This is a genomic window from Streptomyces sp. SP17BM10 (genome assembly GCF_036322405.1).
In the GTDB taxonomy this organism is placed as follows: Bacteria; Actinomycetota; Actinomycetes; order Streptomycetales; family Streptomycetaceae; genus Kitasatospora.
This window is the reverse complement of the sequence record NZ_JAQYXB010000603.1, coordinates 1-23,343: the sequence shown is the minus strand read 5'-3', so window position 1 is coordinate 23,343 and position 23,343 is coordinate 1. Positions and strand designations below refer to the sequence as shown.

Annotated in this window: 21 protein-coding genes and 2 pseudogenes; 13 read left to right on the top strand and 10 right to left on the bottom strand. The window is 75.0% G+C overall.

Features of this window, described 5'->3' with window-relative positions:
• Window positions 1-48 precede the first annotated feature (48 nt).
• Both PUR71_RS22220 and PUR71_RS22215 read right to left on the bottom strand, forming a co-directional pair.
• A complete protein-coding gene (locus PUR71_RS22220; RefSeq protein ID WP_329928829.1) occupies window positions 49-228 on the bottom strand; it encodes a hypothetical protein in 180 nt (59 codons plus the stop codon).
• Window positions 229-294: 66 nt separating this feature from the next.
• Complete coding sequence (locus tag PUR71_RS22215) at window positions 295-1,398, bottom strand: NADH:flavin oxidoreductase/NADH oxidase (protein ID WP_329928828.1); 1,104 nt, start codon at window positions 1,396-1,398, stop codon at window positions 295-297.
• Window positions 1,399-1,604: 206 nt separating this feature from the next.
• Between PUR71_RS22215 and PUR71_RS22210 the strand changes: the two genes are divergently transcribed.
• Window positions 1,605-1,997, top strand: a complete 393-nt coding sequence (locus PUR71_RS22210; RefSeq protein ID WP_329928827.1) for a hypothetical protein — start codon at window positions 1,605-1,607, stop codon at window positions 1,995-1,997.
• A 78-nt stretch (window positions 1,998-2,075) separates the two neighbouring features.
• On the opposite strand, the gene PUR71_RS22205 is transcribed toward PUR71_RS22210, so the two are convergent.
• Window positions 2,076-2,699, bottom strand: a complete 624-nt coding sequence (locus tag PUR71_RS22205) for a TetR/AcrR family transcriptional regulator (RefSeq protein WP_329928826.1) — start codon at window positions 2,697-2,699, stop codon at window positions 2,076-2,078.
• Window positions 2,700-2,830: 131 nt separating this feature from the next.
• On the opposite strand from PUR71_RS22205, the gene PUR71_RS22200 reads away from it, so the two are divergent.
• Together PUR71_RS22200 and PUR71_RS22195 are read left to right on the top strand one after the other, a co-directional pair.
• Window positions 2,831-5,038: an MMPL family transporter gene (locus PUR71_RS22200; protein ID WP_329928825.1), complete on the top strand. Its 2,208-nt coding sequence runs from the start codon at window positions 2,831-2,833 to the stop codon at window positions 5,036-5,038.
• Between the two features lie 53 nt (window positions 5,039-5,091).
• Complete coding sequence (locus tag PUR71_RS22195) at window positions 5,092-5,892, top strand: hypothetical protein (protein ID WP_329928824.1); 801 nt, start codon at window positions 5,092-5,094, stop codon at window positions 5,890-5,892.
• A 339-nt stretch (window positions 5,893-6,231) separates the two neighbouring features.
• On the opposite strand, the gene PUR71_RS22190 is transcribed toward PUR71_RS22195, so the two are convergent.
• Window positions 6,232-6,738: a hypothetical protein gene (locus tag PUR71_RS22190; protein WP_329928823.1), complete on the bottom strand. Its 507-nt coding sequence runs from the start codon at window positions 6,736-6,738 to the stop codon at window positions 6,232-6,234.
• A gap of 289 nt (window positions 6,739-7,027) precedes the next feature.
• On the opposite strand from PUR71_RS22190, the gene PUR71_RS22185 reads away from it, so the two are divergent.
• The gene (locus PUR71_RS22185) at window positions 7,028-7,816 is read left to right on the top strand and encodes a GNAT family N-acetyltransferase (RefSeq protein WP_329928822.1); all 789 of its coding nucleotides are present in this window, start codon (window positions 7,028-7,030) and stop codon (window positions 7,814-7,816) included.
• A gap of 77 nt (window positions 7,817-7,893) precedes the next feature.
• Window positions 7,894-8,115 carry a translation initiation factor IF-1 gene (infA, locus tag PUR71_RS22180; protein WP_329928821.1) on the top strand — a complete coding sequence of 74 codons (222 nt, stop codon included), beginning with the start codon at window positions 7,894-7,896 and terminating at the stop codon, window positions 8,113-8,115.
• A gap of 152 nt (window positions 8,116-8,267) precedes the next feature.
• On the opposite strand, the gene PUR71_RS22175 is transcribed toward infA, so the two are convergent.
• Window positions 8,268-10,469, bottom strand: coding sequence for a CRISPR-associated endonuclease Cas3'' (locus PUR71_RS22175; RefSeq protein ID WP_329928820.1), 2,202 nt, complete (start codon window positions 10,467-10,469; stop codon window positions 8,268-8,270).
• Window positions 10,470-10,738: 269 nt separating this feature from the next.
• Here PUR71_RS22175 and PUR71_RS22170 point away from each other — a divergent pair, with 269 nt between their 5' ends.
• Window positions 10,739-12,622: a serine/threonine-protein kinase gene (locus PUR71_RS22170; protein WP_329928819.1), complete on the top strand. Its 1,884-nt coding sequence runs from the start codon at window positions 10,739-10,741 to the stop codon at window positions 12,620-12,622.
• Between the two features lie 59 nt (window positions 12,623-12,681).
• Window positions 12,682-13,941: a hypothetical protein gene (locus PUR71_RS22165; protein ID WP_329928818.1), complete on the top strand. Its 1,260-nt coding sequence runs from the start codon at window positions 12,682-12,684 to the stop codon at window positions 13,939-13,941.
• On the opposite strand, the gene PUR71_RS22160 is transcribed toward PUR71_RS22165, so the two are convergent.
• Complete coding sequence (locus PUR71_RS22160; protein WP_329928817.1) at window positions 13,926-14,246, bottom strand: hypothetical protein; 321 nt, start codon at window positions 14,244-14,246, stop codon at window positions 13,926-13,928. The genes PUR71_RS22165 and PUR71_RS22160 overlap by 16 nt on opposite strands.
• Between PUR71_RS22160 and PUR71_RS22155 the strand changes: the two genes are divergently transcribed.
• Window positions 14,245-15,495: a serine hydrolase domain-containing protein gene (locus PUR71_RS22155; RefSeq protein WP_329928816.1), complete on the top strand. Its 1,251-nt coding sequence runs from the start codon at window positions 14,245-14,247 to the stop codon at window positions 15,493-15,495. The two genes, PUR71_RS22160 and PUR71_RS22155, sit on opposite strands and share 2 nt — an antisense overlap.
• A 35-nt stretch (window positions 15,496-15,530) precedes the next feature.
• On the opposite strand, the gene PUR71_RS22150 is transcribed toward PUR71_RS22155, so the two are convergent.
• Window positions 15,531-15,857: a hypothetical protein gene (locus PUR71_RS22150; RefSeq protein ID WP_329928815.1), complete on the bottom strand. Its 327-nt coding sequence runs from the start codon at window positions 15,855-15,857 to the stop codon at window positions 15,531-15,533.
• A 193-nt stretch (window positions 15,858-16,050) separates the two neighbouring features.
• Here PUR71_RS22150 and PUR71_RS22145 point away from each other — a divergent pair, with 193 nt between their 5' ends.
• The 4 genes from PUR71_RS22145 to PUR71_RS22130 all read left to right on the top strand — a co-directional run bounded on the left by PUR71_RS22145 (window position 16,051) and on the right by PUR71_RS22130 (window position 20,618).
• A complete protein-coding gene (locus PUR71_RS22145; RefSeq protein ID WP_329928814.1) occupies window positions 16,051-17,262 on the top strand; it encodes an RNA-binding protein in 1,212 nt (403 codons plus the stop codon).
• A gap of 167 nt (window positions 17,263-17,429) precedes the next feature.
• Entirely contained in the window at window positions 17,430-18,800 is a 1,371-nt protein-coding gene (locus tag PUR71_RS22140; RefSeq protein WP_329928813.1) for a cytochrome P450, read from the top strand.
• Window positions 18,801-18,831: 31 nt separating this feature from the next.
• Window positions 18,832-19,938 carry a terpene synthase family protein gene (locus PUR71_RS22135; RefSeq protein WP_329928812.1) on the top strand — a complete coding sequence of 369 codons (1,107 nt, stop codon included), beginning with the start codon at window positions 18,832-18,834 and terminating at the stop codon, window positions 19,936-19,938.
• A 95-nt stretch (window positions 19,939-20,033) separates the two neighbouring features.
• A complete protein-coding gene (locus PUR71_RS22130; RefSeq protein WP_329928811.1) occupies window positions 20,034-20,618 on the top strand; it encodes an AMP-binding protein in 585 nt (194 codons plus the stop codon).
• Between the two features lie 66 nt (window positions 20,619-20,684).
• Here the strand turns inward: PUR71_RS22130 and PUR71_RS22125 are convergent, their stop codons facing one another.
• Both PUR71_RS22125 and PUR71_RS22120 read right to left on the bottom strand, forming a co-directional pair.
• On the bottom strand, window positions 20,685-21,431 hold the full coding sequence (locus PUR71_RS22125; protein WP_329928810.1) for a phosphotransferase family protein: 747 nt from the start codon (window positions 21,429-21,431) through the stop codon (window positions 20,685-20,687).
• Between the two features lie 179 nt (window positions 21,432-21,610).
• Window positions 21,611-22,337, bottom strand: a pseudogene (locus PUR71_RS22120) (transposase); the annotation flags it as partial.
• A 116-nt stretch (window positions 22,338-22,453) separates the two neighbouring features.
• Between PUR71_RS22120 and PUR71_RS22115 the strand changes: the two are divergent.
• A complete protein-coding gene (locus PUR71_RS22115) occupies window positions 22,454-22,879 on the top strand; it encodes an AMP-binding enzyme (protein ID WP_329928809.1) in 426 nt (141 codons plus the stop codon).
• Here PUR71_RS22115 and PUR71_RS22110 read toward each other — a convergent pair.
• Window positions 22,854-23,343: pseudogene (locus tag PUR71_RS22110) on the bottom strand (ATP-grasp peptide maturase system methyltransferase); the annotation flags it as partial. The gene PUR71_RS22115 and the pseudogene PUR71_RS22110 sit on opposite strands and share 26 nt — an antisense overlap.

Genomic DNA, 23,343 nt, shown 5'->3' with positions numbered 1-23,343 from the left:
TCGAGTGATCGACACCCAGTCTGCGTCAGGGCGGTACCGGAGGTCACATCACTTCCCGCCGCCCCCGCGCAGTCCGTCCAGGAGCAGGGCGACGTGGCCGGGGGCCTCGGCGGGGTCGAGGGGCAGGTGGTCGAGGGGTGCGACCGGCGTCCTGAGGGCGACCGGCGGGCACTTCGGGGCCGCGCCGGACGACCACGTCGGGGTGCCGGAGGCCGTGCGCCTGGTCACCGGGCTGCTCGCGTCCTGAGCGCCGCGCTCCGGCCGCCCGCCCCCGGGAGCGGGCGGCCGGTCCGCTCAGGCGCGGTGGTACTGCACCGGCGCGTGGACCTGCCCGCCGAGCGCGGCGGCGGCGTGGCGCGCCCAGGACGGGTTGCGCAGCAGCTCACGGCCGATCAGGACGGCGTCGACCCCGCCGCCGGCGAGGATGTCGCGGGCCTGGGCGGGCTCGGTGATCAGGCCGACGGCCGCCACCGGCATGCCGGCCCCGCTGCGGATCGCCTCGGCGAAGGGCACCTGGAAGCCGGGCGCGGCCTCGATCTTCGCGTCGGGGACGATGCCGCCGGTGGAGACGTCGATGAGGTCCACCCCGCGGGCCTGGAGCTCCTTGGCCAGGCGCACGCTCTCCTCCAGGGTCCAGCCCTCGCGGCCGTCCTCGGGGTTCTCGGCGATCCAGTCGGTGGCCGAGACGCGGAACAGCAGCGGCAGCTCCTCGGGCCACACGGCGCGCACGGCGTCGACGACCTCCAGGGCGAAGCGGGTCCGGTTCTCGAACGAGCCGCCGTACTCGTCGGTGCGGTGGTTGCTCGCGGGGGAGAGGAACTGGTGGATCAGGTAGCCGTGGGCGCCGTGCAGTTCGACCGCCTGGAAGCCGGCCTCCAGCGCGCGCCGGGCGGCGTCCGCGAACTGCCGCACGATGTCGCCGATCTGCTCGCGCGTCAGCTCCTGCGGGGTGGTGTGCTCGGGGGAGAAGGCGACGGCGCTGGGCCCCACCGGCGTCCAGCCGTGCGGCTCGTGCGGGGCGAGCGCGCGCCCGCGGTCGACCCAGGGCCGCTCGGTGGAGGCCTTGCGCCCGGCGTGGCCGAGCTGGATCGCGGCGACGCTGCCCTGCTCCTTCAGGAAGGCGGTGATCCGCCGCAACGCCTCGGTCTGGGCGTCGTTCCACAGCCCGAGGTCGTAGGGGCTGATGCGGCCCTCGGGGGAGACGGCGGTGGCCTCCACGATGATCAGCCCGGTGCCGCCGGCCGCCCGCGCCGCGAGGTGGGTGAAGTGCCAGTCCGTCGCCACCCCGGCCGCCGTGCCGTCGGGCGCGGCGCTGTACTGGCACATCGGCGGCATCCAGACGCGGTTGGGGACGGTCAGGTCCCGCAGCGCGTAGGGGGTGAAGAGGGTCGTGCTCATGGCGGCTCCCCGGGCAACGTTGATTGCAGGTGCACTATCTGCTGGAACAATAGTTGCACGCGCTCGTCATCCGCAAGAGCGGGTTGTTTCCCGCCCGGGCCGTCCGTCTCCCTCCCGCCGCCCCGGCTGCTCCACCCGGGCGGCAGGTGCGGGCGCGGCGTGCCCGGCGGGCGGGGGCGGCCGGGGGCGGCGCCTACAGTCCCCCCGTGAGCGACGACCCCACTCGCACCAAGACTGCGAACACCCTGAAGATCCCGGAGCGTTGGGTCACGGGATTCGCCATGACCGGACTCACGCTGATCACCGTGTTCCTGGCCTGCGAACTGCCGCGGCACCACCCGCCCGACCTGGGCCAGCTCGGACTGTCGGGGATCGTCAGCCTGATCATGGGCACCCTCGCGAACCCGCAGGGGGACGGGCAGGGGTGGTACTGGAAGGTCCTGCTGGCCGTGACCTTCGTCGGTGCGATCGTCAGCGCGGTGCTGACCGGGTTCTCGGGGCGCCCCGCAGCCGCGCCCGCGATGTCGATGTTCGCGGCTGCGTTCTTCGGCCTGCTGGTGGACGGGGAGAAGCTGTCGGTGGGCATTCCCAGCACCTAGCGCGACGGGTGGGCGCCGGCTGCCGGCGCCACGGCGCCCACCGGCCGTGTCGTCGTCCTGGCCGGGTGTCCGTCCCCGTCAGCCCTCCGGCGTCCGCCCGGCGCCCGCGAGGAGCGTGCGCACGGTGGCGGCCATGGTGTGCCGTGCCTCCTCCTGGCTCTGGCCGGAGCTGCGCCAGTGGTGCCAGGCGCTCCACGTGGTCACCGCGTCCAGGCCGTTGAGCAGGTCGGTGCGGGCCGGTTCGGGGAGCGGGTCGAGTTCCGCGGCGAAGATCTGGGTGAGTCGCAGGCGGGCGAAGTCCAGCATCTGCCGGATGGCCTCCTGGATCCGCGGGGACGGGTTCTCCAGCCGCATGACGGCGAGTCTGGCCGGGGTGACGCCCTCCAGGATGCGGGCGCGCTGTTCGGCGAGGGCCGCGATCCGCGGCTCCCTCGGCCCCTCGGTGGGAAGCGGTCTGATCTGGGCCGCGAGCTGCTCCAGACGCCGGTTGACGGCCACTTCGGCCAGTTCGGCCATGTCCGCGAAGTGGTGGAACACCAGCCGGCGGGAGACGCCGGCGCGTTCGGCCACCTTGTCGGCGGGGAAGTGCGCCTGGTTCTCGTCGATCAGCGACAGCATCGCGTCGGCGATCTTCTCGCGGGTCTGCCGCCCGCGTTCCGTGCGCCCGTCGGTGGCGGCCGCGGCGGTCTCGGACCGTTTCACGTGGGCTCCTCCGCCCTCTCGTTGACTTTCTTGCACCGCGAGTGCAAGTGTACGCATTGCACGGTGAGTGCAATCAGTTTCGGTGGGGGCGTCCGTGCCACCCACCGCGTACGGAAGGCCGTTCGCCGCAGATGTTCACCACGGTGGGGCGCTGGTGCGCCCGCAGACCCAAGCGCGTCGTCGCGGCCTGGCTCCTGTTGCTGGCCGCCGCGCTCACCGCCGTCGGGCTGTTCGGGCGGGTCACCAGCGAGGACGTCTCCATCCCCGGCAGCGACAGCCAGGCCGCGCTGGACGTCGCCACCCGCGCGTTCCCCGCCGCGGCCTCCGGCAAGCAGCCGGTCCTGCTGCACACCCCGGCGGGCGCCGCCGCGCTCACCGCCCCCGACGCCGCCACCGCGGTGCGCAGCGCCGCCGCCGCCATCGCCGCGGTGCCGCACGTCGTCGCCGTCACCACGCCCTACGACCCGGCCGGCGCCGCGGCGATGGCCGCCGACGGCCACACCGCCTACCTCTCGGTCGAACTCGACGTCTCCGGCCGGGAGGTGACGCCCGCGATGACCGACGCGGTGCTCGCCGCGGCCGCACCGGCCACCGCCGCCGGCATCGAGGTGACCCCGGGCGGCCAGCTGGCCGCGGCGGTCGACCGGGCAAGCACCGGGCGCAGCGAGGCCATCGGCCTCGCCGCCGCCCTGCTGGTCCTCACCCTCACCCTCGGCAGCCTCCTCGCCGCCGGCCTGCCGCTGCTCGCCGGGGCGGTCGGCCTCGGCATCGCCCTGCCCGTGCTCGGCCTGGTCGGCCACCTGATGGACGTCCCCGAGGCCGGCGAGACCATCGCCGCGATGATCGGACTGGGCGTCGGCATCGACTACACCCTCTTCGGGCTCACCCGCTTCCGGGACCTGCGCGCGGCCGGGGCCGGCATCGAGGACGCGGCCGTGCGCACCACCGCGGGCTCCGGCAAGTCCGTCGCCTTCGCCGGCAGCGCGGTCGTCGCGGCCCTGGCCGGCCTCGCCCTGGGCGGGCTGCCGCTGCTGTACGCGCTGGCCCTCGCGCCCGCGATCGCCGTGGTGACGGCCCTGGGCGTGAACCTCACCCTCCTGCCCGCGGTCCTCGTGCTGCTGGGCGGGCGCCTGACGCCCCGTCCGGCCGCCCCCGCCCCGCAGGGGCGCCCGCGCGGCTGGGGCCGGATCGCCGCCCTCGTGGCCGCCAAGCCCTGGCCCCTGCTGCTGGCCGGCCTCGCCCTGCTCGGCGTCCTCGCCGCCCCGGCGGCGCACCTGCACCTCGGCCAGCTCGACGCCGGCAGCAAGGCCCGGGGCACCATGAGCCGCACCGCCTACGACCGCATGGCCCAGGCCTTCGGGCCGGGCGCCAACGGCGTGCTCCAGGTCGTCGACGTCCTGCCCGCACCGGTGCCGGCGGGCACGGGGAGCACCGACCCGCGCCTGACGGCCGTCACCGCCGCCCTGCGCGGAGCCGAGGGCGTGGCCGCCGTCGGCCCGCCCGCCCTCGCCGCCGACGGCCGCACCGTCCGCTGGCAGGTCACCCCGGCCACCGCCCCGTCCGACGCCGCCACCCCCGCGCTCGTCCACCGTCTGCGCTCGCAGGTCCTGCCCGCGGCCACCGCCGGCAGCGGCCAGGTGGTGCACGTCGGCGGCGCCCCGGCGGCCCAGGCCGACCTCAACGCGCGGATCGCGCGGCGGATGCCGCTCGTCGTCGGCTTCGTCCTGACCGTCGCCGGCCTGCTCCTGCTCCTGGCCTTCCGCGCGCCGCTGGTCGCCGTCAAGGCCGCCGTCATGAACCTGGTGTCGGTCGCCGCCGCCTACGGCGTCCTCGCCGCGGTCTTCCAGGACGGCTGGGGCGCCCGGCTGATCGGCCTGGAGGGCGCCGTCCCGATCCCCGGCTACGTGCCGCTGCTGATGTTCGCCGTGCTCTTCGGCCTGTCGATGGACTACGAGGTCTTCCTGCTCAGCGCCGTGCGCGAGGGGTACCTGCGGGAGCGCGACAACCGCCGCGCCGTGGTGACCGGCCTCTCCGCCACCGGACGGATCATCAGCTCCGCCGCCCTCATCATGGTCGCGGTCTTCCTGAGCTACCTGCTCTCCGCCGACCCCGTCGTCAAGATGTTCGGCATCGGCCTGGCCACCGCCGTCGCCCTCGACGCCACCGTCGTGCGCGGCCTGCTGGTGCCCGCCACCATGGTCCTGCTCGGCGACGCCAACTGGTGGCTGCCCGGCTGGCTCGACCGCCTGCTGCCGCACGTCGACATCGAGGACGACGGCCACACCGAGCCCCCCACCACCCCCACGGACGGCCCCGCCCTCACGGCCGCGGCCCACTGAAGCCGCTCCCGTCCCCGCAAACCGTCCAACCCGCCCGACGAAAGCACATCCTGATGCACGATCACCTCCGCCGCAGCCTGCCCGCCCTCACCGCCCTCGGCCTCACCGCCGCAGCCGCCGCCATCGCGGCACCGGCCGCCCACGCCGACCCCGACTGCGGGCGGGCACCCGTCCAGTACTCCGTCGACGGCGGCGCCCACTGGACGGCCGGCGCCACGATGCCCGCCGAGTCCGCCACCGTCCAGGTCCGCCTGGCCGGCGAACCGGCCGCCGGCTGCGACTACCACCTCTCGCTCGGCTCCTACGCCACGCAGGGCCCCACCTGGGCCACCTCCGGCCGGCAGGTCTTCCTCGGCTGGGCGACCACCACGCTCACCCGCGCGCACTACCGCGACACCCTCGACGTCACCGGCCACCTGCCGCGGTGCTACGGCGAGCTGGCGCTCTACGCGGTCGGCGAGAAGTACGACGGCGCCGACAGCGACCACCCGCTGCCGCACTACCCGGACGAGCCGTTCTCCGGTCTGATGATCGCCTCCTGGAACGGCGGCACGGCCTGCGCCCCGACCCCCACGCCCACGCCCACCGACACACTCACGCCCACCGCCGCGCCGACGACCACCCCCACTGCGGCCCCGGTCACCGCCGCACCCGTGCCCACCGCGACCCCCTCCTCCGCCCCGGCTGCGCCCCCCTCGTCCTCGTCTTCGCCCTCGTCCCGTGCCTCCGCCTCGGCCGCTCCGGCGCTGGCCGCCACCGGAGCCGACGACGGCCTCCTGGCGGCCGCCGCGGTCGGCGCCCTCGCCCTGGTCGCCGCCGGCGGCGCGGCACTGCGCGCCGGCCGACGCCGCTGACGGCTCCTCGAACCACGGCTTCACGGCGGCGAACGCCGGCGTGGGGACGAAGCGCCCCTCCGGCCACGGGAAGTCGGACCCGTCGATCATGATCCCGCCGAGAAGTTCCTCCTGCGGCACCAGCCGCCGGGCCCCGTCCCCGAAACCCGTCCCGCCGGTCCTCCCGTCCCCTCGCCCGCCGCGTGTCCGCCGTCGCGGCAGCCTCCCGTGCGGCACCGACACCGGCCGGCGGCGGCGCGCGAACGGGCCCGGGCCCGGGCGGCCGAGGGGGAGGCGGCCGTCCGGGCCCGGGGGCTGGGGGAGGGGTGTCACGCCCGGCGGGGCGTCACCGGCGGGGCGTCACCAGACGCGGTAGACCGCGTCGCGGGCCTGGCCGAGGTACTGCTGGTAGGTGCCCAGGTGCCAGGCCGCCCACGAGGCCCAGCCGCGGCCGGTGCCGTCGTCGTCGATCGCGTGGGCCTTGCGCGCCGACCAGCCCATGTCCTGCCAGTTCTCGGGCGTCACGACCCCGGCGTCGTGGTAGTGGACGTCGGGGTACCACTTCTCGTTGATCTGCCAGGCGCCGAGGTCCTTGGTGCCCGGGTCGGGGTCGGTGGGCAGGTTGGTGTGGACGGCCAGGCGGTCGCAGCCGGACTCGGCCATGGCGATCGCCACCGCGTAGATCGCGTCGTCGTTGCGGCCCTCGGCCGACTTGTCCTTCGCGAAGCCGGCCCACTTCGCCTCGCGGGCGCAGGCGTCGATGCCGCTCTGGTCCCCGGCGGCCGAGGCGGTGAAGGTGGTCGAGGAGAGGCTGAGGGCCAGGACGGCGACGGAACCGGCCAGCAGGGCGCGGGTCTTGCGCAGCACGACGGGTCTCCCTTCGGTGACGGCCCGCGGATCGGACCGGTGCGTACCGGGAGACTGGCCGCCGCGCGTCAACAGCCGGTCGACGATCGGTATACGGCCACGCGATAAATCGGTTGGACGGTCGGCGGAGGGCTGCTAGTGTCTGCGAAGCCGTGAAAAGAACGTGAGGAGGTGTGACACCCATGAAGGCTGTATCCGTGTGGGTGCTCCCCCTGGTCGTCACGGTGGGCGATTGACGTCGGTGTCGCCCGGGAGCCCCCGTGTCAAGGCACTCCCGAAAGGCGTCACCATGAACGCATCCCCCTCCCCGCGCGAACACGCGCTCACCGTCACCCGCGTCGGCGACACCCAGTGGCAGGCCGTCGAGGGCGACCTCGTCGTCGGCCACGGCGACGCGTCCCGCAGGCCCGACGGGCGGCTGTTCGTCAGCGTCGACGCCTGGCACGACGCGGCCCGCGACCGCCTGGCCGCCGCGATGCTCGCCGACCTGCCGGCGCCCCTGCACACCGTCGCCGACGAGGCCGACCACGACGCGGTGGCCGCCTGGCAGCGGCTCGGTTTCACCACCGCCCGTCGCGAGCGGACCTACGTCGTGCCCACCGACCCTCACACCACCGGGCTCGCCCCGGCACGTCCCCCGGCGGGCGTGACGATCGTGCCCGCTGGCCGGGCACAGGAGGGCCCGCTGCGCGACCTGGACCGCGTCGTGCGCGACGAGGTCGCGGCCGGCCCCGGCTGGCCGGCCATGCCGGCCGAAGTGCTGCCCCGCCCGGCGGGCACCACCGTCGTCGACCCGTCGAAGTACGTCGTCGCCCAGCAGGGTGACCGCTACCTCGGCCTGCTCCGTCTCGCCCCGGTGACCCGCCGGCCCAGGATCGGCCTGATCGCCGTCCGGGCCGAGGCCCACCGCCGGGGCATAGCCCGGGCCCTGCTGGCCCACACGCTGGGCTCGCTGCACCACGCCGGGACGGCCTCGGCCTGGGCCGAGGCCGACGAGACCAACACGGCGGCCGTCGCCCTCCTCGAAGGCGTGGGCGCCGAGCGCGTGGGCAGCATCCTGGAACTCGTCCGCCGCTGACGCCCGGCCACACCCGCCAGGGCGCGGCGCAACCGCAATCGCAGTCCGTCTTTTCCACCGACCGGAAACGAGAAACCATGACCAAAGCAGCAGGAGCCATCGAAGTCGAAGGCACCGTCACCGAGTGCCTTCGCAACGCGAACTTCAAGGTGGAGCTCCCGAACGGGCACGTCGTGCTCGCCCACATCAGCGGGAAGATCCGCAAGAACTACATCAAGATCCTCCCCGAGGACCGCGTCCTCGTGGAGCTCAGCCCCTATGACCTCACCCGCGGCCGCATCCGCTACCGCTACAGGTAAAACCCCAAGCCCCACGCCCCGGGCCGCCGGCACCCCGCCGGCGGCCCGGGGCGTTTCGGCTGTCCCCGACGTCGGCCGGCACGCCGGCCTCGCGCAGCACGCTTCCACGCCCTGAAGATCACACCCGTCCACTCGGGCCGGCACATCGTCCGTCAGCGGTCCGACGCCGTCGGCAGGGGCCCGTCGTGGCGGGCGCTGGCACGCCAGTCGGCGACGCGCACGAGGGTTTCGAGGAAGGCGAGGCGGAACGGGCCGAGGGCGGGGGCGTCGCGCAGGGCGAGGGCGCGTTCGGCCCACGCCTGCGGGAAGCCGGCGGTGCGCAGGGTACGGGCGGGGAAGTGCTCGCCGGTGGACAGGTCGACGGGCGGGGTGCGGTCGCCGTCGGCGACGCCGAGCAGCAGCGGGGCCTCGTCGCCGCACGGGCGCACGGTCAGGCGGACGTGCCCGTGGTGGGCGGCGGCCAGGTAGGTCACCAGGGGGTGGTGGCCGCCGTGCCACAGGAGGAGGGCGCTGACGAGCTCGTGCCGGAAGTAGGGGCGCGCCGGGCGGTAGGGCGGCAGGGGGTCGGTGCCGTTCCTGGACTTGGCGAGCAGGCCGGCGGGCGGGTCGGTGCGCCCGGCGCGCAGTTTCTCCTGGAAGGCGTCGTGGCACTTGCCGAGGTCGTGGTAGCGGGCGGCCCCGACGACGGCCTCGCCCAGCTCGGTGGGGAGTTCGGGCAGTGCGGTGAGCAGCAGCGCCGCCTCCTCGGCGGTCTCCTGGAGGTGCTGGTCCAGGCCGATCCAGGCGGCGCAGCCGTATCCCGGCGTCCGCGGGCCCAGGGCCTCGCACGGGACGGGGGCCGGGCTCTCCGGGCTCCAGCCGAGGTCCGGCAGGTAGCCGCCGGCGCCCGCGTCCAGGAGCACGCGGACGCCGGGGCGCAGGTCCTGCGGCCGCGCGGGGCGCCACCGGCCGTCGAGGGCGTCGCGCAGCCAGGCCCGGCCAGCGGGCAGCCGGCGCAGCTCGCCGAGCGGCACCGGGCAGAGCTCGGCGCTCGCCGGATCGGGCTCCTCCTCGCCGGGCGCGCCGGACTCCCACGCGCGCCAGGCGGCCAGCGCCGGCAGCGAGTCGACGTCGGACGGCGCGCAGATCCACCGGTCCACCGTGTCGTTCTGGCCGACGGGGGAGTCGAACAGGGCCAGGACGTCCTCGCGGCCGGGCCCCGGCGGCACGGGCGGCGCCCCGACGCGGGCCGCCAGCAGGTCGCCGGGGGTGACGGCCCGGCCCTCGTGGGCGGTCAGCCAGCGCGCGACGTCCGCGTCCCCGCCCCCGGGCGGCGTGCACCACAGCAGGTCGCCGCCCTGCGGGTGCTCGCCGTACCGGTTGCAGCGCCCGGCGCGCTGCACCAGCGAGGCCCAGGGCGCGAGTTCGGTGACCACGGTGCGGCCGGAGAGGTCCGGGCCGGCCTCGACCGCGGGGGTGGTGACGAGGACGAGGTCGCCCCCGTCCTCGGCGGCGGCCAGGGCGCGGCGGCGGTCGGCGGCCCGCGCGTGCGGGTGCAGCAGGAGCGCCGCGCACCCCAGCCGGGCCAGGCCCGCGTGCACGGCCCGCGCCCGCTCCGGTGAGTTGAGCACCACGACGGTCCGGGTGCCGGGCACGTGCGCACCGGCGACGGCCTGCGCCAGCTCGGCGGCGTACCGGCCGGGCGCGACGTCCAGCCGGGCGATCCGCCGCAGCGTCCCGGCCGCGTCCGGCACGCGCACCGTCCGGCCGCCGAGGCCCGCCGGCCCCCGGGTCGACGACATCCACATCGTCCGCGTCGCCGCCGCCGTCCCCAACTCATCGCGCAACAGCTGGAGTTGCACGCCGGTGGACAGGCCAGGCCCGAGCAGGTGCGCCTCGTCGAACACCCACTGCGCGTCCGTGTGCAGCAGCGCGTACGACACCGGCGCCATCGTCCGCGCGTCCGCGTAGCCGCGCATGAGCGCCCGGCTGAGCAGCATGTCGTGCGTGCCGACCAGGATCGCGCTGCGCTCGGGCGCGCGCCGCCACCCGCCCTCCTGCGCCGCCGCGCCCGCCAGCAGGTGCAGCCCCACCCCGCCCGTCAGCCCCAGGCGCTCCAGCCACCCCGCGATCCGGCCGAACGTCTGGTCGGCGAGGCTGTGCCGCGGCAGCGCCAGCACCAGCCGCCGCGGCGTGTCCCCGGGCGCCGAGACCAGCCGCCGGTACAGCCACGGCAGCACGGCCGCCACCGTCTTGCCGCCCCCGGTAGGCGCCTCCAGCAGCGCGGGCAGCCCCTCGGCGGCCAGAGCCGCCTGGTACGGATGGGGGGTGAAACCGGTGGCGGTGCGCGCGAAAGTCCCGAACTCGGCCGTCATCCGCCCAACCTACGGCGAACGGCCACCCCGTGGGCAGAGCGGAGGACCGGCCCTACGGCGTGGCCGGGACCGACGCCACCACCGCAACGGCGGCCGCGAGCCCGAACAGTTGACACTGCATACAGACCAACCCGAATCGTGACCTTCCCGCTCACCCGCCCCGGAACCCGCCGTGCACGCCCCGCGTCCCCGCCGGTAGTCGCCGTGCCGTAAGGTGCGGCGCCGCGGAGCCGAGCAGGCAGTGAGCAGGACGGGAAGAGCGCAGGACGATGGACGACAGACAGGCCGAGGACGGCAGACAGGCCGAGGACGGCAGACCCGGCGGGGGCGACACCGCACCCGCCCCCGCTGCCGACGAGCTCCTCTGGGAGCTCCCGGAGTACCTCTACGAGCGCGAGCTCGGCGCCGGCGCGAGCGGCCGGGTCGTGCTCGCCCGCCACCGCGACACCGGCACCCCGGTGGCGATCAAGCACCTCCACGCCTGCGTCGCCTCCACCGGGCTGCGCGCCGAGGCCGAGGTCCTCGCCGGCATCGACTCCCCGTACGTCACCCGGCTCTACGAGTACGTCGAGGGCGAGCAGGGCTCGGCCATCGTGATGGAACTGGTCGACGGCATCGCGCTGCGCGACCTGCTGCGCGCCGAGGGCGCCACCACGCCGGAGGCCGCCCTGGTGGTCCTCAAGGGCTCGCTGCTGGGCCTGGCCGCCGCGCACGCGGCCGGCGTCGTGCACCGCGACTACAAGCCCGCCAACGTGCTGGTCGACACCACCGGAACGTCCAAGCTCGTCGACTTCGGCATCGCCGTGCCCAGCGGCGCCGACCGCGACGTCTCCGGCACCCCCGCCTACATGCCGCCCGAGCAGTGGGCGGGCCGGCCCGCGTCCCCGGCGGGCGACGTCTACGCGGCGACCGCCACCTTCTTCGAGTGCCTCACCGGCGCCCGCCCCTACGAGGGCGCCACGATCGTCGAACTCGCCGTCCAGCACAGCGAGGCGCCGATCCCGGCCGAGCTCGCCCCGGAACCGGTCCGGCCGCTGATCCTGGCGGGCCTGGCCAAGGAACCGGACGCCCGGCCCGACAGCGCGGCCGCGCTCGTCGAACAGCTGGAGGCCGTCGCGGCGTCCGCCTACGGGCCGTACTGGGAGGAGAAGGGCCGCCGCGACCTGACGGCGCTGGTCGCCCTGCTCGCGCTGCTGCTGCCCGGCGGGGGAGCGGCCGGCGGCGGCACCTCGTTGGCCCACACCCTCCTCGGCCCGGCCGAGACGGACGCCTACACCGACGCCGCCACGGACGTGGGCGCCGACGCCGCCCCGGCCGCCGCCCGCCCGCCCCTGACCGCCCGTCTCGGGACCCGGGGCAAGGTGCTCACCGGCGTCGCGGCCGGCGTCATCGCCCTGGCCACCCTCACCACCGTCGCCATGGCGGGAGCCGCCGACGGCGGCGCCCGCACGGTGCTCGGCGGCGCCTCGCCCGAGGCCACCACCAGCCTCGGCGCGCACGACCCGGCCGGCAGCCCGTCCGCCGCGCCCGGCACGCCCGGCGCCACCGCGAGCCCGTCCGCCCCGGCGACGCCGACGGCCACCGCGTCCCCCACCGCCACCGCCACCGCGAGCCCGTCCGCCCCGGCCACGCCGGGCGGCAAGACGCCCGCCGCACCGGGCCCCTCCGCGGCCCCCGCCACCGGCCCGCAGCCAGCCCCCGCCGGCCCCGGCGCACCGGCGTCGCCCCCGCCGGCCGGCCCCGGCCCCGCGCAGGGCGGGCCGACCTCCTCGGCTCCCTCGCCCTCGCCCTCGTCCTCGCCGACCCGGACCGTCGCGCCCGCCACCATCACCATCAGCTCGGTGAACCTGGACTCGCTGGCCTGCAACGGCCAGTGGGCCCTGAGCGCCACCGTCACCGTGGTCGCCCAGGGCAACGCGACCGGCACCCTGACCCTCAGCTGGTACCACAGCTCGGGCGGACGCGCCGCCACCGTCGCCACCGACACCGTCCCGGTCCAGAACGGCCGCGCCACCATCACCCGCGCCCACACCTTCGGCTCCGCCGACAACTCCACGACCTGGGGCGTACGCGTCGCCACCAGCCCGGCCGCGACCATGCCGGGCAAGACGTCCGCCGAGCTGTACGCCTTCACCTGCAACCCGCCCCGCTGACCGCCCCGGCCCCGGTCACGCCCGCCCCACCCGTCCCGCCCCTCGCACAGGAGAAAGCCATGTCCACGCCCCACCCCGACGCCGCCCCCACCCCGGGCGCGGACCAGACCGTCCGGCTCGGTCCGGGAACGGGCGAGGAGACCAGCCGCACGGACACCGTCCCCGACCCGCGTGCGGACCGGACCGTCCGGCTGCCGCATTCGCCGTCGGGCGGGCCGGACACGGTGGAGACGGTCCGTCCGGACACGGAGGACGGCCTGCGTCTGACGGGGGAGACCGGGACGGTCCCGCCGCCGCGCTCGCCGCTGGGCGGGCCCGATGCGGTGGAGACGGTCCGTCTGGACGAGGAGCAGCGCCTGCGCCTGACGGGGGAGGGCGAGACCGTCCGGCTCTCCCGTCCGCCACTGGGCGGGCCGGACGCGGTGGAGACGGTCCGTCTGGACACGAGCGGCGAGGGCGGGACCGTCCCGCTGCCCCGCTCGCCGCTCGGCGCGCCCGACCCGCGCGCGGACCGCACCGTCCGGCTCTGCCCGGCACCCGTGCCCGGTGGCACGCCGGATGCCAAGGCCACCGTGCGCCTGGACTCCGCCGAGCCCGAGAGCGCGACCTTCCTCGACCCGCGGGTGTGGGGCGGCGCGCAGCAGGCGAGGGAGAGCGCCACGCTGCCCGAACCGATCCCGCTGCCCGCTGACGAGGCCGGGGCGGAGGCCGAGAGCGCGACCTTCCTCGACCCCCGGGTCTGGGGCGGCGCCCCGCGACCCGAGCCGCTCCCGGAGCCCGAGGCCTCCCGCGCCGCTCCCGCCGTCGCCGCGCCGGACGAACGCCCCCTCGCCCCCGGCGAGTTGCGCCGCTTCGGCCCCGGCGTCCCGCCGCAGGCCGCCGCCGCGTGGCACGGCGAGACGGCGGCGGACCGCCGGCCCGCGCGGCCCCGCCGGGTGCGCAGGTGGCTGGTGCCGGTGGCCGTGCTCCTCGCCGTCCTGGCGCTGCTGTTCTGGCGCTTCCACACCACCGCCCTCGCCGTCACCTCCGTCGGCGCGACCACCGACCCGGCGGGCCCCGGCTGCGGGGGCACCGCCGTCGTCACGGCCTCGGTGGAGACCAACGGCGGCGCCGGAAGCATCCGTTACCGCTGGCAGCGCAGCGACGGCACGACCTCCGACGAGCTCGTGCAGGACGTGCGCTCCGGCACCCGCCACACCGACCTGGTGCTCCGCTGGACCTTCGACGGCCAGGGCTCCCTCCAGGCCACCGCCACCCTGCAGATCCTCTCGCCCACCACCCGGACCGCGACCGCCACCTTCCCCTACCACTGCCCGTAGTCGCTCGCCGTTCCAGCAGCGCAGACGAAGTCCTCCTCGACGGCCCGGTTGGTCCCCGGGCCGGCCGGCTCCGAGGCGCCGGCGACGAAGGCCCGCTGCTGGAGGCGGGTGGCGTCGCTGGTCAGCGGCCCGCCCGCGTAGGCGGCCGCGAGTGCTGACCGCCCGCAGAGCGCCCGCGCCCCGCCGCCTGCCCGCGCCTCGCCGAGCGCCCGCGCCCGCCCCCCACGCACCCGACGGGTGACGTTCACGCGGGTCGCCCGCCACCACACCCGGCGCCCGCCCGCCCCGCCCGATACTGCGCGCATGACACCCACCCGAAGGACCACCCGCAGCGCCCTGCTGCGCCTGGCCGCCGTCACCGCGCTCCTCGCCCTCACCGTCCCGGTCACCCTCACCGTCCCGGCCGCCCCCGCCGGCGCGGAGCCCGCCGCAGGGCACCGCAGACCCTGCGTCGCCTCCACCCCGCCCGACAGCGGCCCGGCCGCCGACGTCCTGCGGATCGCCGAACAGGCCAAGACGGAGCTGGACCTGAAGTCGGTGATCCTGCGGGTCACCGTCGACGGCCGCGAACTCGTCACCAGCGCGCTCGGCGAGTCGATGACGGGCGTCCCGGCCGAGCCCGCGATGCACTTCCGCAACGGCAACATCGCGATCAGCTACATGGGCACGGCGCTGCTGCGCCTCGTCGACCAGGGCGTCGTCGGCCTCGACGACCCCGTCTCACGCTGGCTGCCCGACCTCAAGGGCAGCGACCGCGACATCACCCTGCGCATGCTCGGCGCCTCCACCACCGGCCTCGTCGACTACGTCAAGGACCCGTCCTTCGCCCCGGCCGTCGGCGCGAACCCGTTCCGCCAGTGGACGGCCGACGAACTCGTCGCCATCTCCACCCGCCAGGACCGGCTGTACGACCCGGGCACCAACTGGAGTTACTCGCACGCCAACTTCGTCCTCCTCGGCGAGGCCCTGGAGAAGATCACCGGCACCCGCCTGGACGTCCTGCTCCAGCGCGAGGTCCTGGGCCCGCTCGGCCTGCACGAGACCCGCAACAGCTACACGCCCGACATCCCGACCCCCGTCCTGCACGCCTTCACCTCCGAACGCGGCACCTACGAGGAGTCGACCTTCTGGAACCCCTCGTGGACCACCGCCCCCGGCGCCGTGGAGACCACCGACATCTGCGACCTGGAACGGTCGGCCGTCGCAGTCGGCGCGGGCGAACTGCTCTCCCCGGCCTCCTACCGGCAGCTGCTGGACCCGGGCACGGTGGGTCTCGGCCACGCGACCGACAAGTGCCCGGCGACCATCTGCATCCCGCAGACCGAGGCCACCCACTACGGCATGGGCGTCCTCGTCGTCGGCGACTGGATCTCCCAGCACCCGCTGTTCTTCGGCTACTCCGCCTCCCAGGACTACCTGCCCTGCGAGCACCTGGCCATCGCCGTCTCGACCACCAACGGCCCGAACGCCCCGGCCGACCACAACGCCCACCTCATCGCCCAGCGCATCGCCGCGGCCCTCGCGCCGGACCACCCGATCCCCGACTTCGGCTGAGCCGCTGCGCCCGCGGTGGGTGCCTCAGCGAGCGCTCACCGCCGGCTCCGGCCGCCCGCCGTGCCCTTCGACCGGCGCCCACGTACGACCCGGTGGAGCAGGAAGACTTCGGCGAGCGCGACGACGATGACCAGGGCATCGAACACCGGGGCGTTCACGGTGGCGCCGACGCCGCTCGCGACGAGGGGGACGACCGCAGCGGGAGCGGCCAGGGCGAAGGCGAGCGCCGGCACCGCGGCCGAGCTGTCGAGCGGGTCGCTCCACTCGTGGAGCGAGTGCCACACGGCCAGCGCCACGAGCGCGACGGCGTAGAGCATGAAGAGCGTGCGGGCCGTGGACGGGCGCCGGCGGGGATCGGTCACGGACGAGATGATGCCAGGCGCGGATCCCGGGTCCGGCTCCGAGGATCCGTCCGGGAGCCGCCATCGACCGTGGTCGGAGGCACCCGGATCGACACTGATGGTGCCGGGCACCTCGGTGCCGTCCACCGGGCGCGTGATGTCGCCCATCCGGCCGCCGTCGTTCCGGCCGGCCCGGTTCCGGCAGGATGGCCCGGTGAACTCTCCCCGCCGGCACGTCCACCGGATCACCAAGTACGATCCCGCCGACCGCAACGACTGGGGCCACTACACCGGGACGCTGGACCCGGTCAGCGACCACGGGCCGGTCGAGGCCGCCTACCTCGCCGCGGTCGCCGCCTTCGCCGAGGACGACGGCGTGCGGCACCTGACCATCCGCGAGCCCCAACTCGGGCCCGGCTTCACGCACTTCGGCCTGGAGCCGGCGGTCGAGGGCCACGGCCTCGCCGGGCTGTTCCCGCCCGACCTGACCGGCTACCACGACGGCGCCACCGTGACGCTGCCCGTCGCCCTGGACCTCGTGCGCGCCATGCTGCGCGACAACGGCGCCTGGTGCCGCCTGGAGAGCGAGGACGGCTTCACCGTCCACGTCGGCTACGACCAGTACCTGTACGTCGGCACCGCCGCGCCCTGCGAACGGGCCGTGGCCCGCACCCGGGCGACGGGGCTGTTCCCGGAGCCGGTGGACGCCTCCCCCTACGACCACGAGCCGGACGGTCCCGGCTCGTCCGGCGAACAGCGCCCGGCGGACGAGGCGTTCTGGGCGCGGGTGCGCTGGTGCGTGGCGACGGGCCGGGCGGGGCTCCTGGAGGAGAGGCCCGTCGGCAACGTCACCCGCTGGTACCGCCTCACCGACGACGACTCCGTCGAGGCGGCGCGCGCGAGGCTCACCCCGCGCGCCATGCTGGCCCTCTGGCCCGCCCTTTCCCCCGACGTCGCCGCCGTCCTGGCCGGCCTCCCGGAGGAGGGCCTGATCGAGCTCGTCTGGGAGGACACCGAGGGCCGGATCACCAGCACCATCGCCGACGAGGACGACTTCGCCGCCCTGACCGCCCGCGCCGCCGGAGCCCGCGCCGCCGCGGTCCTGTCGATGTACGTCGACGAACGCACCCCCGTGCTCACCGCGGTCCTGCCCGACCCCGACGGCATCCTGCGCGCCCGCTGGCGCACCGACCCGGCCCCGGGCGACCGGCAGTGGGCCCTGCTGAAAACCCTGGCCCCCGGCCAGGAGGTGACCGGCGTCGTCACCGGCGCCGCCCTCGTCGACATCGGCGGCTTCACGGCCACCCTGACCGGCGCCGCCGCCATCCCGCCCGGCCACCGCATCACGGCACGCATCGCCGACGTCGACATGGTCCGGGAGCAGGTGTTCCTGACCGTCAACCCGCCACAGCGGCCGGACGAATGACGACAGCATGTGACACACCGGCCGGAAAGCGTCCTAGGACAGATATTCGGGGCCGTCCCGGGCTTCTCAACTCCCCTCGCCCGGTGCCAGATTGACTGCCCTCCGGCGGGCGGGGCGGGCTCGTTCCGTCGCCGGATGGTCCGGAGTCCTGCGTCGAATGGGGAGACATGACTGCACCTGCCGTGACCGCCGTCCCCGTCCACCGTGCCGGGCGGGCGCCCGGGGGGTTGCCGTTGCTCGGGCACGTGCCGGCGTTGTTCCGGGATCCACTGCCGTTCCTGCGCTCGCTGCCCGCGCACGGGGACCTCGTCGAGGTGCGGCTCGGGCCGCAGCGGGCGGTGATGGTGTGCACGCCGGAGCTGTTCCAGCACGTGCTCACCGACAACCGGCACTTCGACAAGGGCGGGCCGCTGTTCGACAAGCTGCGGCCCTTCCTCGGAGACGGGCTGGGCTCCACACCGCACGAGGTGCACCGGCGCCAGCGCCGTCAACTCCAGCCCGCCTTCCGGACGGAGGCCTTCGGGCGGTACCTGGGGGTGATGCTGGAGGAGGCCCTCGCCACCGCGGGCGGCTGGTCGGACGGGGACGTGATCGAGGTCGAGCGGCACGCCTACCCGCTCATCGCCCGCATCATCACCCGCACGATGTTCTCCGCCGACGGCTCCTCCGCCGCGGTGGCCCGCATCGCCTCCGTCTACCCGGACTTCCACGCGGGCATCGGCCGCCAGATGCGCTACCCGTCCGCCCTCCTCGACCGCGTGCCGACGCCCGGCAACCGCCGCTTCCGCCACGCCTGCCGCACGGTGAGCCGGGAGGTCGACGGCGCGATCGCCGCCCGTCGCAGCGCCCGCGACACCACGAAGGACGACCTCCTCGCCCTCATGATCGGCGAAGGGCTCACCGACCGCGAGATGCGCGACCAGGTCGTCACCATGCTCACCGGCGGCATCGGCACCTCCGCCTCCGCGCTCGGCTGGGCCCTGCACTTCCTGTCCAGGGACGAGGAGTCGGCCGACGCCGTCGCCCGCGAGGCCCGCGCCGTCCTGCCCGCGCGCGCCGACACCCGCGCGCTCACCCCCGCCGACATCGCCCGCCTCGAAACCACGAGCCGGGTGGTGGCCGAGACGCTGCGCTACTACCCGTCCGCCTGGTTCTACAGCCGCACCGTCACCGCGCCCGTCGAACTCGCCGGCGAGCACCTCACCCCCGGCACCCCCGTCCTGCTCTCCCCGTACCTCCTGCACCACCGCCCCGACCTCTACCCCGACCCCGAACGCTTCGACCCCGGCCGCTGGTCGCCCGAGCGCCGCGCCGAACTCCCGCGCCAGGCCTACGTCCCCTTCGGCTTCGGTGCCCGCAAGTGCATCGGCGACGTCTACGCCCTGACCGAGATCACCCTGGCCCTCGCCGTCATCGCCTCCCGCTGGCACCTGCTGCCCAGGCCCGGCCCCGTCCTGCCGCACCTGGTCGAACCCCGCCCCTGGACCGTGATCCACCCGGCCCCGCTGCGCCTGCGCCTGCGCGCCAGGCACTCCTGAACCACCTCGACGAGCCGCCCCGGGGAGACCGATGACGCGAACACCCCCTCAGGTCCCGCACGACCTGCGCCTGCTCCCGCCCACCGACCACGTCCTGTACCGCCTGCCGCCGCGCATGTCCCCGCACCGCGAGGAACTGGAGCGCCTGATCCTGCAGTGGGCCGACCGCTACGGCCTGGTCGACGGCCCGCGCGCCCGCCGCCGTCTCGCCGACACCCACCTCGGCGAACTCATCGCCCGCTGCTACCCGCACCTGCGCGCCGAACGCCTCGCCCCGCTGGCCGGCTGGTTCACCTGGGCCTTCGTCATCGACGACCTCTACGACGGCCGCGAGTGCGCCAAGGCCGCACGGGCCGCCGGCCACACCCGCACCACCCTGCGGATGCTCACCACCCTCCCCACGCGCCCCGGCGGCCCGCCACCGTCGCGCCCCCGCCGCACCGCCCGCACCCGCGCCCGCCGCATGCCGCCGCTCACCGTCGAACTCGCCGAGGTGTGGCGCGGCCTGGCGGGCCGCCAGAGCCTCCAGTGGCAGCTGCGCTTCATCACCCACATGGGCCAGTTCCTCGACGCCTTCCGCTACGAGGCGGCCAACCGCGAGCGCCGGCACGTGCCCGCCCTCAGCGGCTACACCCAACTGCGCCGCGCCTCCGGCGGCATCACCCCCTCGCTGGACCTGCTGGAGTACGCGGCCGGCCTGGAGGTGCCGGCGCTGCTCCACGAGTCCGAGCAGCTGCGCACGATGGTCAACAAGGCCGCGGACGTGGTCGTCTGGGTCAACGACGTCCTGTCGCTGCGCAAGGAGCTCGCCGTCGGGGAGGTCACCAACGGCGTGCTGGCGGTGGGCCGGGAGCTGGGCTGCGGGATGCAGGACGCGATCGACCACGTGTACCGCAAGGTCGCCCGGGACGTCGGGGTGTTCCTGCGCGCCGAGGAGTCGCTCACCGCGCTGTGCGCCAGCTGGCACGGGCTGGGGGAGGAGGACCGGGCCGCCGTCGGCGCGTTCACCGACGGCCTGAAGGCGTGGATGCGCGGCAACCTGGAGTGGGGCTGCAACTCCCGCCGCTACCTGGAGGTCGACACCTTCCGCCTGGGCGGCGGCCCGGTCACCCACGACCGCAGCGGCGACCTCACGTAGCCCTTTGAGCGGTCCAAAAATTTACTTTTCAACCTTAATATCCATGCCTACATGCGCGACCCGCCGACGACCCGGCCGGCCCGCCGCGCCTGCTCGTGCGCACCACCATCGCCCACGCCGCCGGCCAGATGACCGACAAGGTGCTGCGCGCCGGCGGCAGCGCCGTCCTCCTCGACGGCTTCGAACCCGCCGCCGTCCTCGCCGCCATCGAGCACGAGCGCATCACCGACGTCTTCCTGACGCCCCCGCTGCTCTACCAACTGCTGGACCACCCGGCCTCCGCCCACACCGACACCACCAGCCTGCGCCGCCTCACCTACGGCGGCTGCCAGGCCTCACCCGCCCGCCTGAGCGACGCGCTGCGCCGCTTCGGCCCGGTCCTCGTCCAGCTCTACGGGCAGCACGAGGCGGGCATCGTCAGCGTCCTGGACACCGGCGACCACGACCCGGCCCGCCCCCACCTGCTGCGCTCGGTGGGCCGCGTCGCCCCCGGCTACCGGGTCGCCATCCGCGACGAGCAGGGCCGCGACCCGCCCGCCAGCCGGCACGGCGAGGTGTGCATCGCCTCCGGCAGCCTGATGCAGGGCTACTGGAAGCAGCCCGAGCTGACCGCCGCCACCCTCAGGGACGGGTGGCTGCACAGCGGCGACATCGGCTACCTCGACGACGAGGAGCAATAGTCAAGACCTGTGGATGAGTTGTCGTGCGAGCGCGGGGTTATGGCAACGGGGCCGGGCTCCGCAGCCTCACATCCGTGATCTCAGCACGTCGACTTCACAGCCTTGCGCGAATGGGTCGAAGCCGTGTTCGACCAGCCAGCGAACCCCTAGCAGGCTCCGCAACGACCACCACGCGCGGATCACGTCGAGGTCGATGTCGGTGCCATAGCCGGCGATGACGTCTTCGACATGCTCCTCGTGTCCGAGCGTCAAGGTGGCGAGGTCGAACAGGGCATCACCCCGGCCCGCCTCGGACCAGTCGATGATGCCGGTGACATCGTCGCCGTCGACGAAGACGTGATCGATCTGCAGGTCGCCGTGCGTGAACGCCGGAGTCCACGGCCGGATCGCTGCCTCGGCGACCTGGCGGTTGCGGGTGACCAGGTCGGCGGGCAGGACGCCGTTCGTCACGAGCAACTCGCACTCGCCGTCGAGTTCCGCCGCCAACTCCTCGGGACCCCGGCGGCGCCGACCGGGCCAGGGCGGCAACGGCGCCTCGTGCAGCTTCCGAATGGCGGCACCCGCCGCGGCCCAAGCCGCCGGCGACGCGGTCGACGGCTCGCCGAGGCGCCCAAGCGCCGTCCCCGGAAGGGCGGCGATCGCGAGCACGGGCGGCTTGCGCCACAGGACCTCCGGCGTCGGGACCGGTGCCAGGGTCATCGCCTCAACCTCAACGTCGATGCGCGCCTGATCGGGGTCCACCTTCAAGAACACGTCGCCGACGCGCAGGGTCGCGCGCTCGGAATGGGCGACGACGACTTTGACCTCATCCATGGCGGCCAGTGTCCCAGGATGGCCGATGACATTCGCTGGGTTATCGCGGTCAGCCACAGTCCGGCCGTTGGCTCCTTCAGCCGATCAAGCGGCCTGCTCCTCGCACTCGACGAGGACACCGTTTTCGAACTGGGCGCCTGCGCGGACCAGTGCGACGAGGTGGGCTCCGGTGATCGCGTCGCACCGTCGCCGACCACCGGCTCAGGGTCGCGCATGCCACGCCGACGGCAGTCGCGCAGCAGGTCGGCCCACGACTCGGTCGACTCCCGCAGGCCCTCCGCGATGGCGATCAGCTCCTTGGTACCGTCGACGCGTACCCCGAGCAGGACCAGGACGCAGGAGTGCGCCTGCCCGAGCCGAACCTTGGGGTGCACGCCGTCGGCCCACACGTAGACGAAGTCCCGGTCGGACAGGTCACGGGCCTGGAAGGCGGTGTGGTCCTGGCCCCACTGCTTCGTCAGACGGGTGACGGTGGCCGGCGACAGGCCGGCCGTGCCACCGAGGAATGCTCCAGCGCGGGCACAAAGTCCCCGGAGGACGGGCCGTGCAGGTAGAGCAGCGGCAGGACCTCGGAGACCTTCGGCGACTTGCGGTACCACGGCGGCAGGATCTTCGAGGAGACCCGCTTGCGCTCGCCGGTGGCGTCGTCGACCCGCCGGTCGTTCACCCGGGGTGCGGTGCCTCAACCGGACCGGTCGCGGTGACCACCCTGCGGGGCCGATGGTGCCCGTTGCGGACAACCAGCCGCCGACCGGACCCGTCGGTCTCAGCGGCCAAGTCGGCTATGTACTGGCTGACTTATGCTTCCAGAGCGGCGGCAAGCATCCGGCGGGCGCCTTCGCGCACGATCTCGTCAATCAGGGAGCCGGACTCGGTGGAACCGTCGGCGGTGACTACGCTCAGCACGGGCGTGCCTTCCCGACCCGCGCTGCAACGCGGGTCTACTCGGTGACTTCTCGATCAATCACCCGCAAGGTACGCCCTCCACGCGCCCCCAGGAGCTGGTCCACAAGTCCTGAGCATTGCTCGACGAGGGCTACCTCTACATCGTCGACCGGCTCAAGGACCTCATCAACACCGGCGCCGGCCACGTCTACACCTCCGAGGTGGAGGACATCCTCAACTCCCACCCCCAGGTGCACCGGAGCGCGGTCTTCGGCACCCCCGACGCCAACCGGATCGAACGCGTCCACGCGGTCGTCGTCCCCGTGCCCGGCAGCCGCCCCGACCCGCAGGAACTCGAGGTCCTGGTACGCACCCGGCGCGGCCCGCTGCACGAGCCGGCCCACGTCTCCTTCCTGCCCGAACTGCCGCTCACCGACGCGGGGTGGCGGTCCTTTCGCGACGGGTGGGCCCCCTGGCCGGCCGCACCGCCGTGTGGCCGGCCAGGGAGGGGAGCAGGAGGCAAGCGGCCGGCCCGCCTCAGGCCGACCGCCGTGGCCAGGTGATCGTCTGGCCCTCCGGCGTGACGGTGATCTCGAACCCGTCCAGCCCCGGGGAGCCGTCGGTGAGCCACCACGTCAGGTGCTCCTCGACGTCGTCCCAGATGCGGGCCGGCCCGCCCTGACGAACGGTCCACTTCCCGCCGTCCTCGGTGAGCACAGCCCACGCGCCGGCTTCGGCATCGATCAGGACGTGCTGATCCCGGCCGCCGACATCCAGCGTGATCTTCTGGGCGCGGGGAGCTGCCACCTGGGCGACGAAGCGGGCCGTCCAGTCGCTGAGGACATCGGGACCGTGGACGGCGCCGCGTTCGTCTCCCGTGTTCAGGTCGGGCAGCAGCCCGAGCGGTGGCGGCAGTTGGGGGCGGGCGAGCATGAAGGAGATCTGTCCCCCGAGGAAGCGTCCCCTCGCCGTGCCGTCCTCGCGGACGGTGAGCCGGGCGAGTTCCGAGGAGTACATCCAGCCGCAT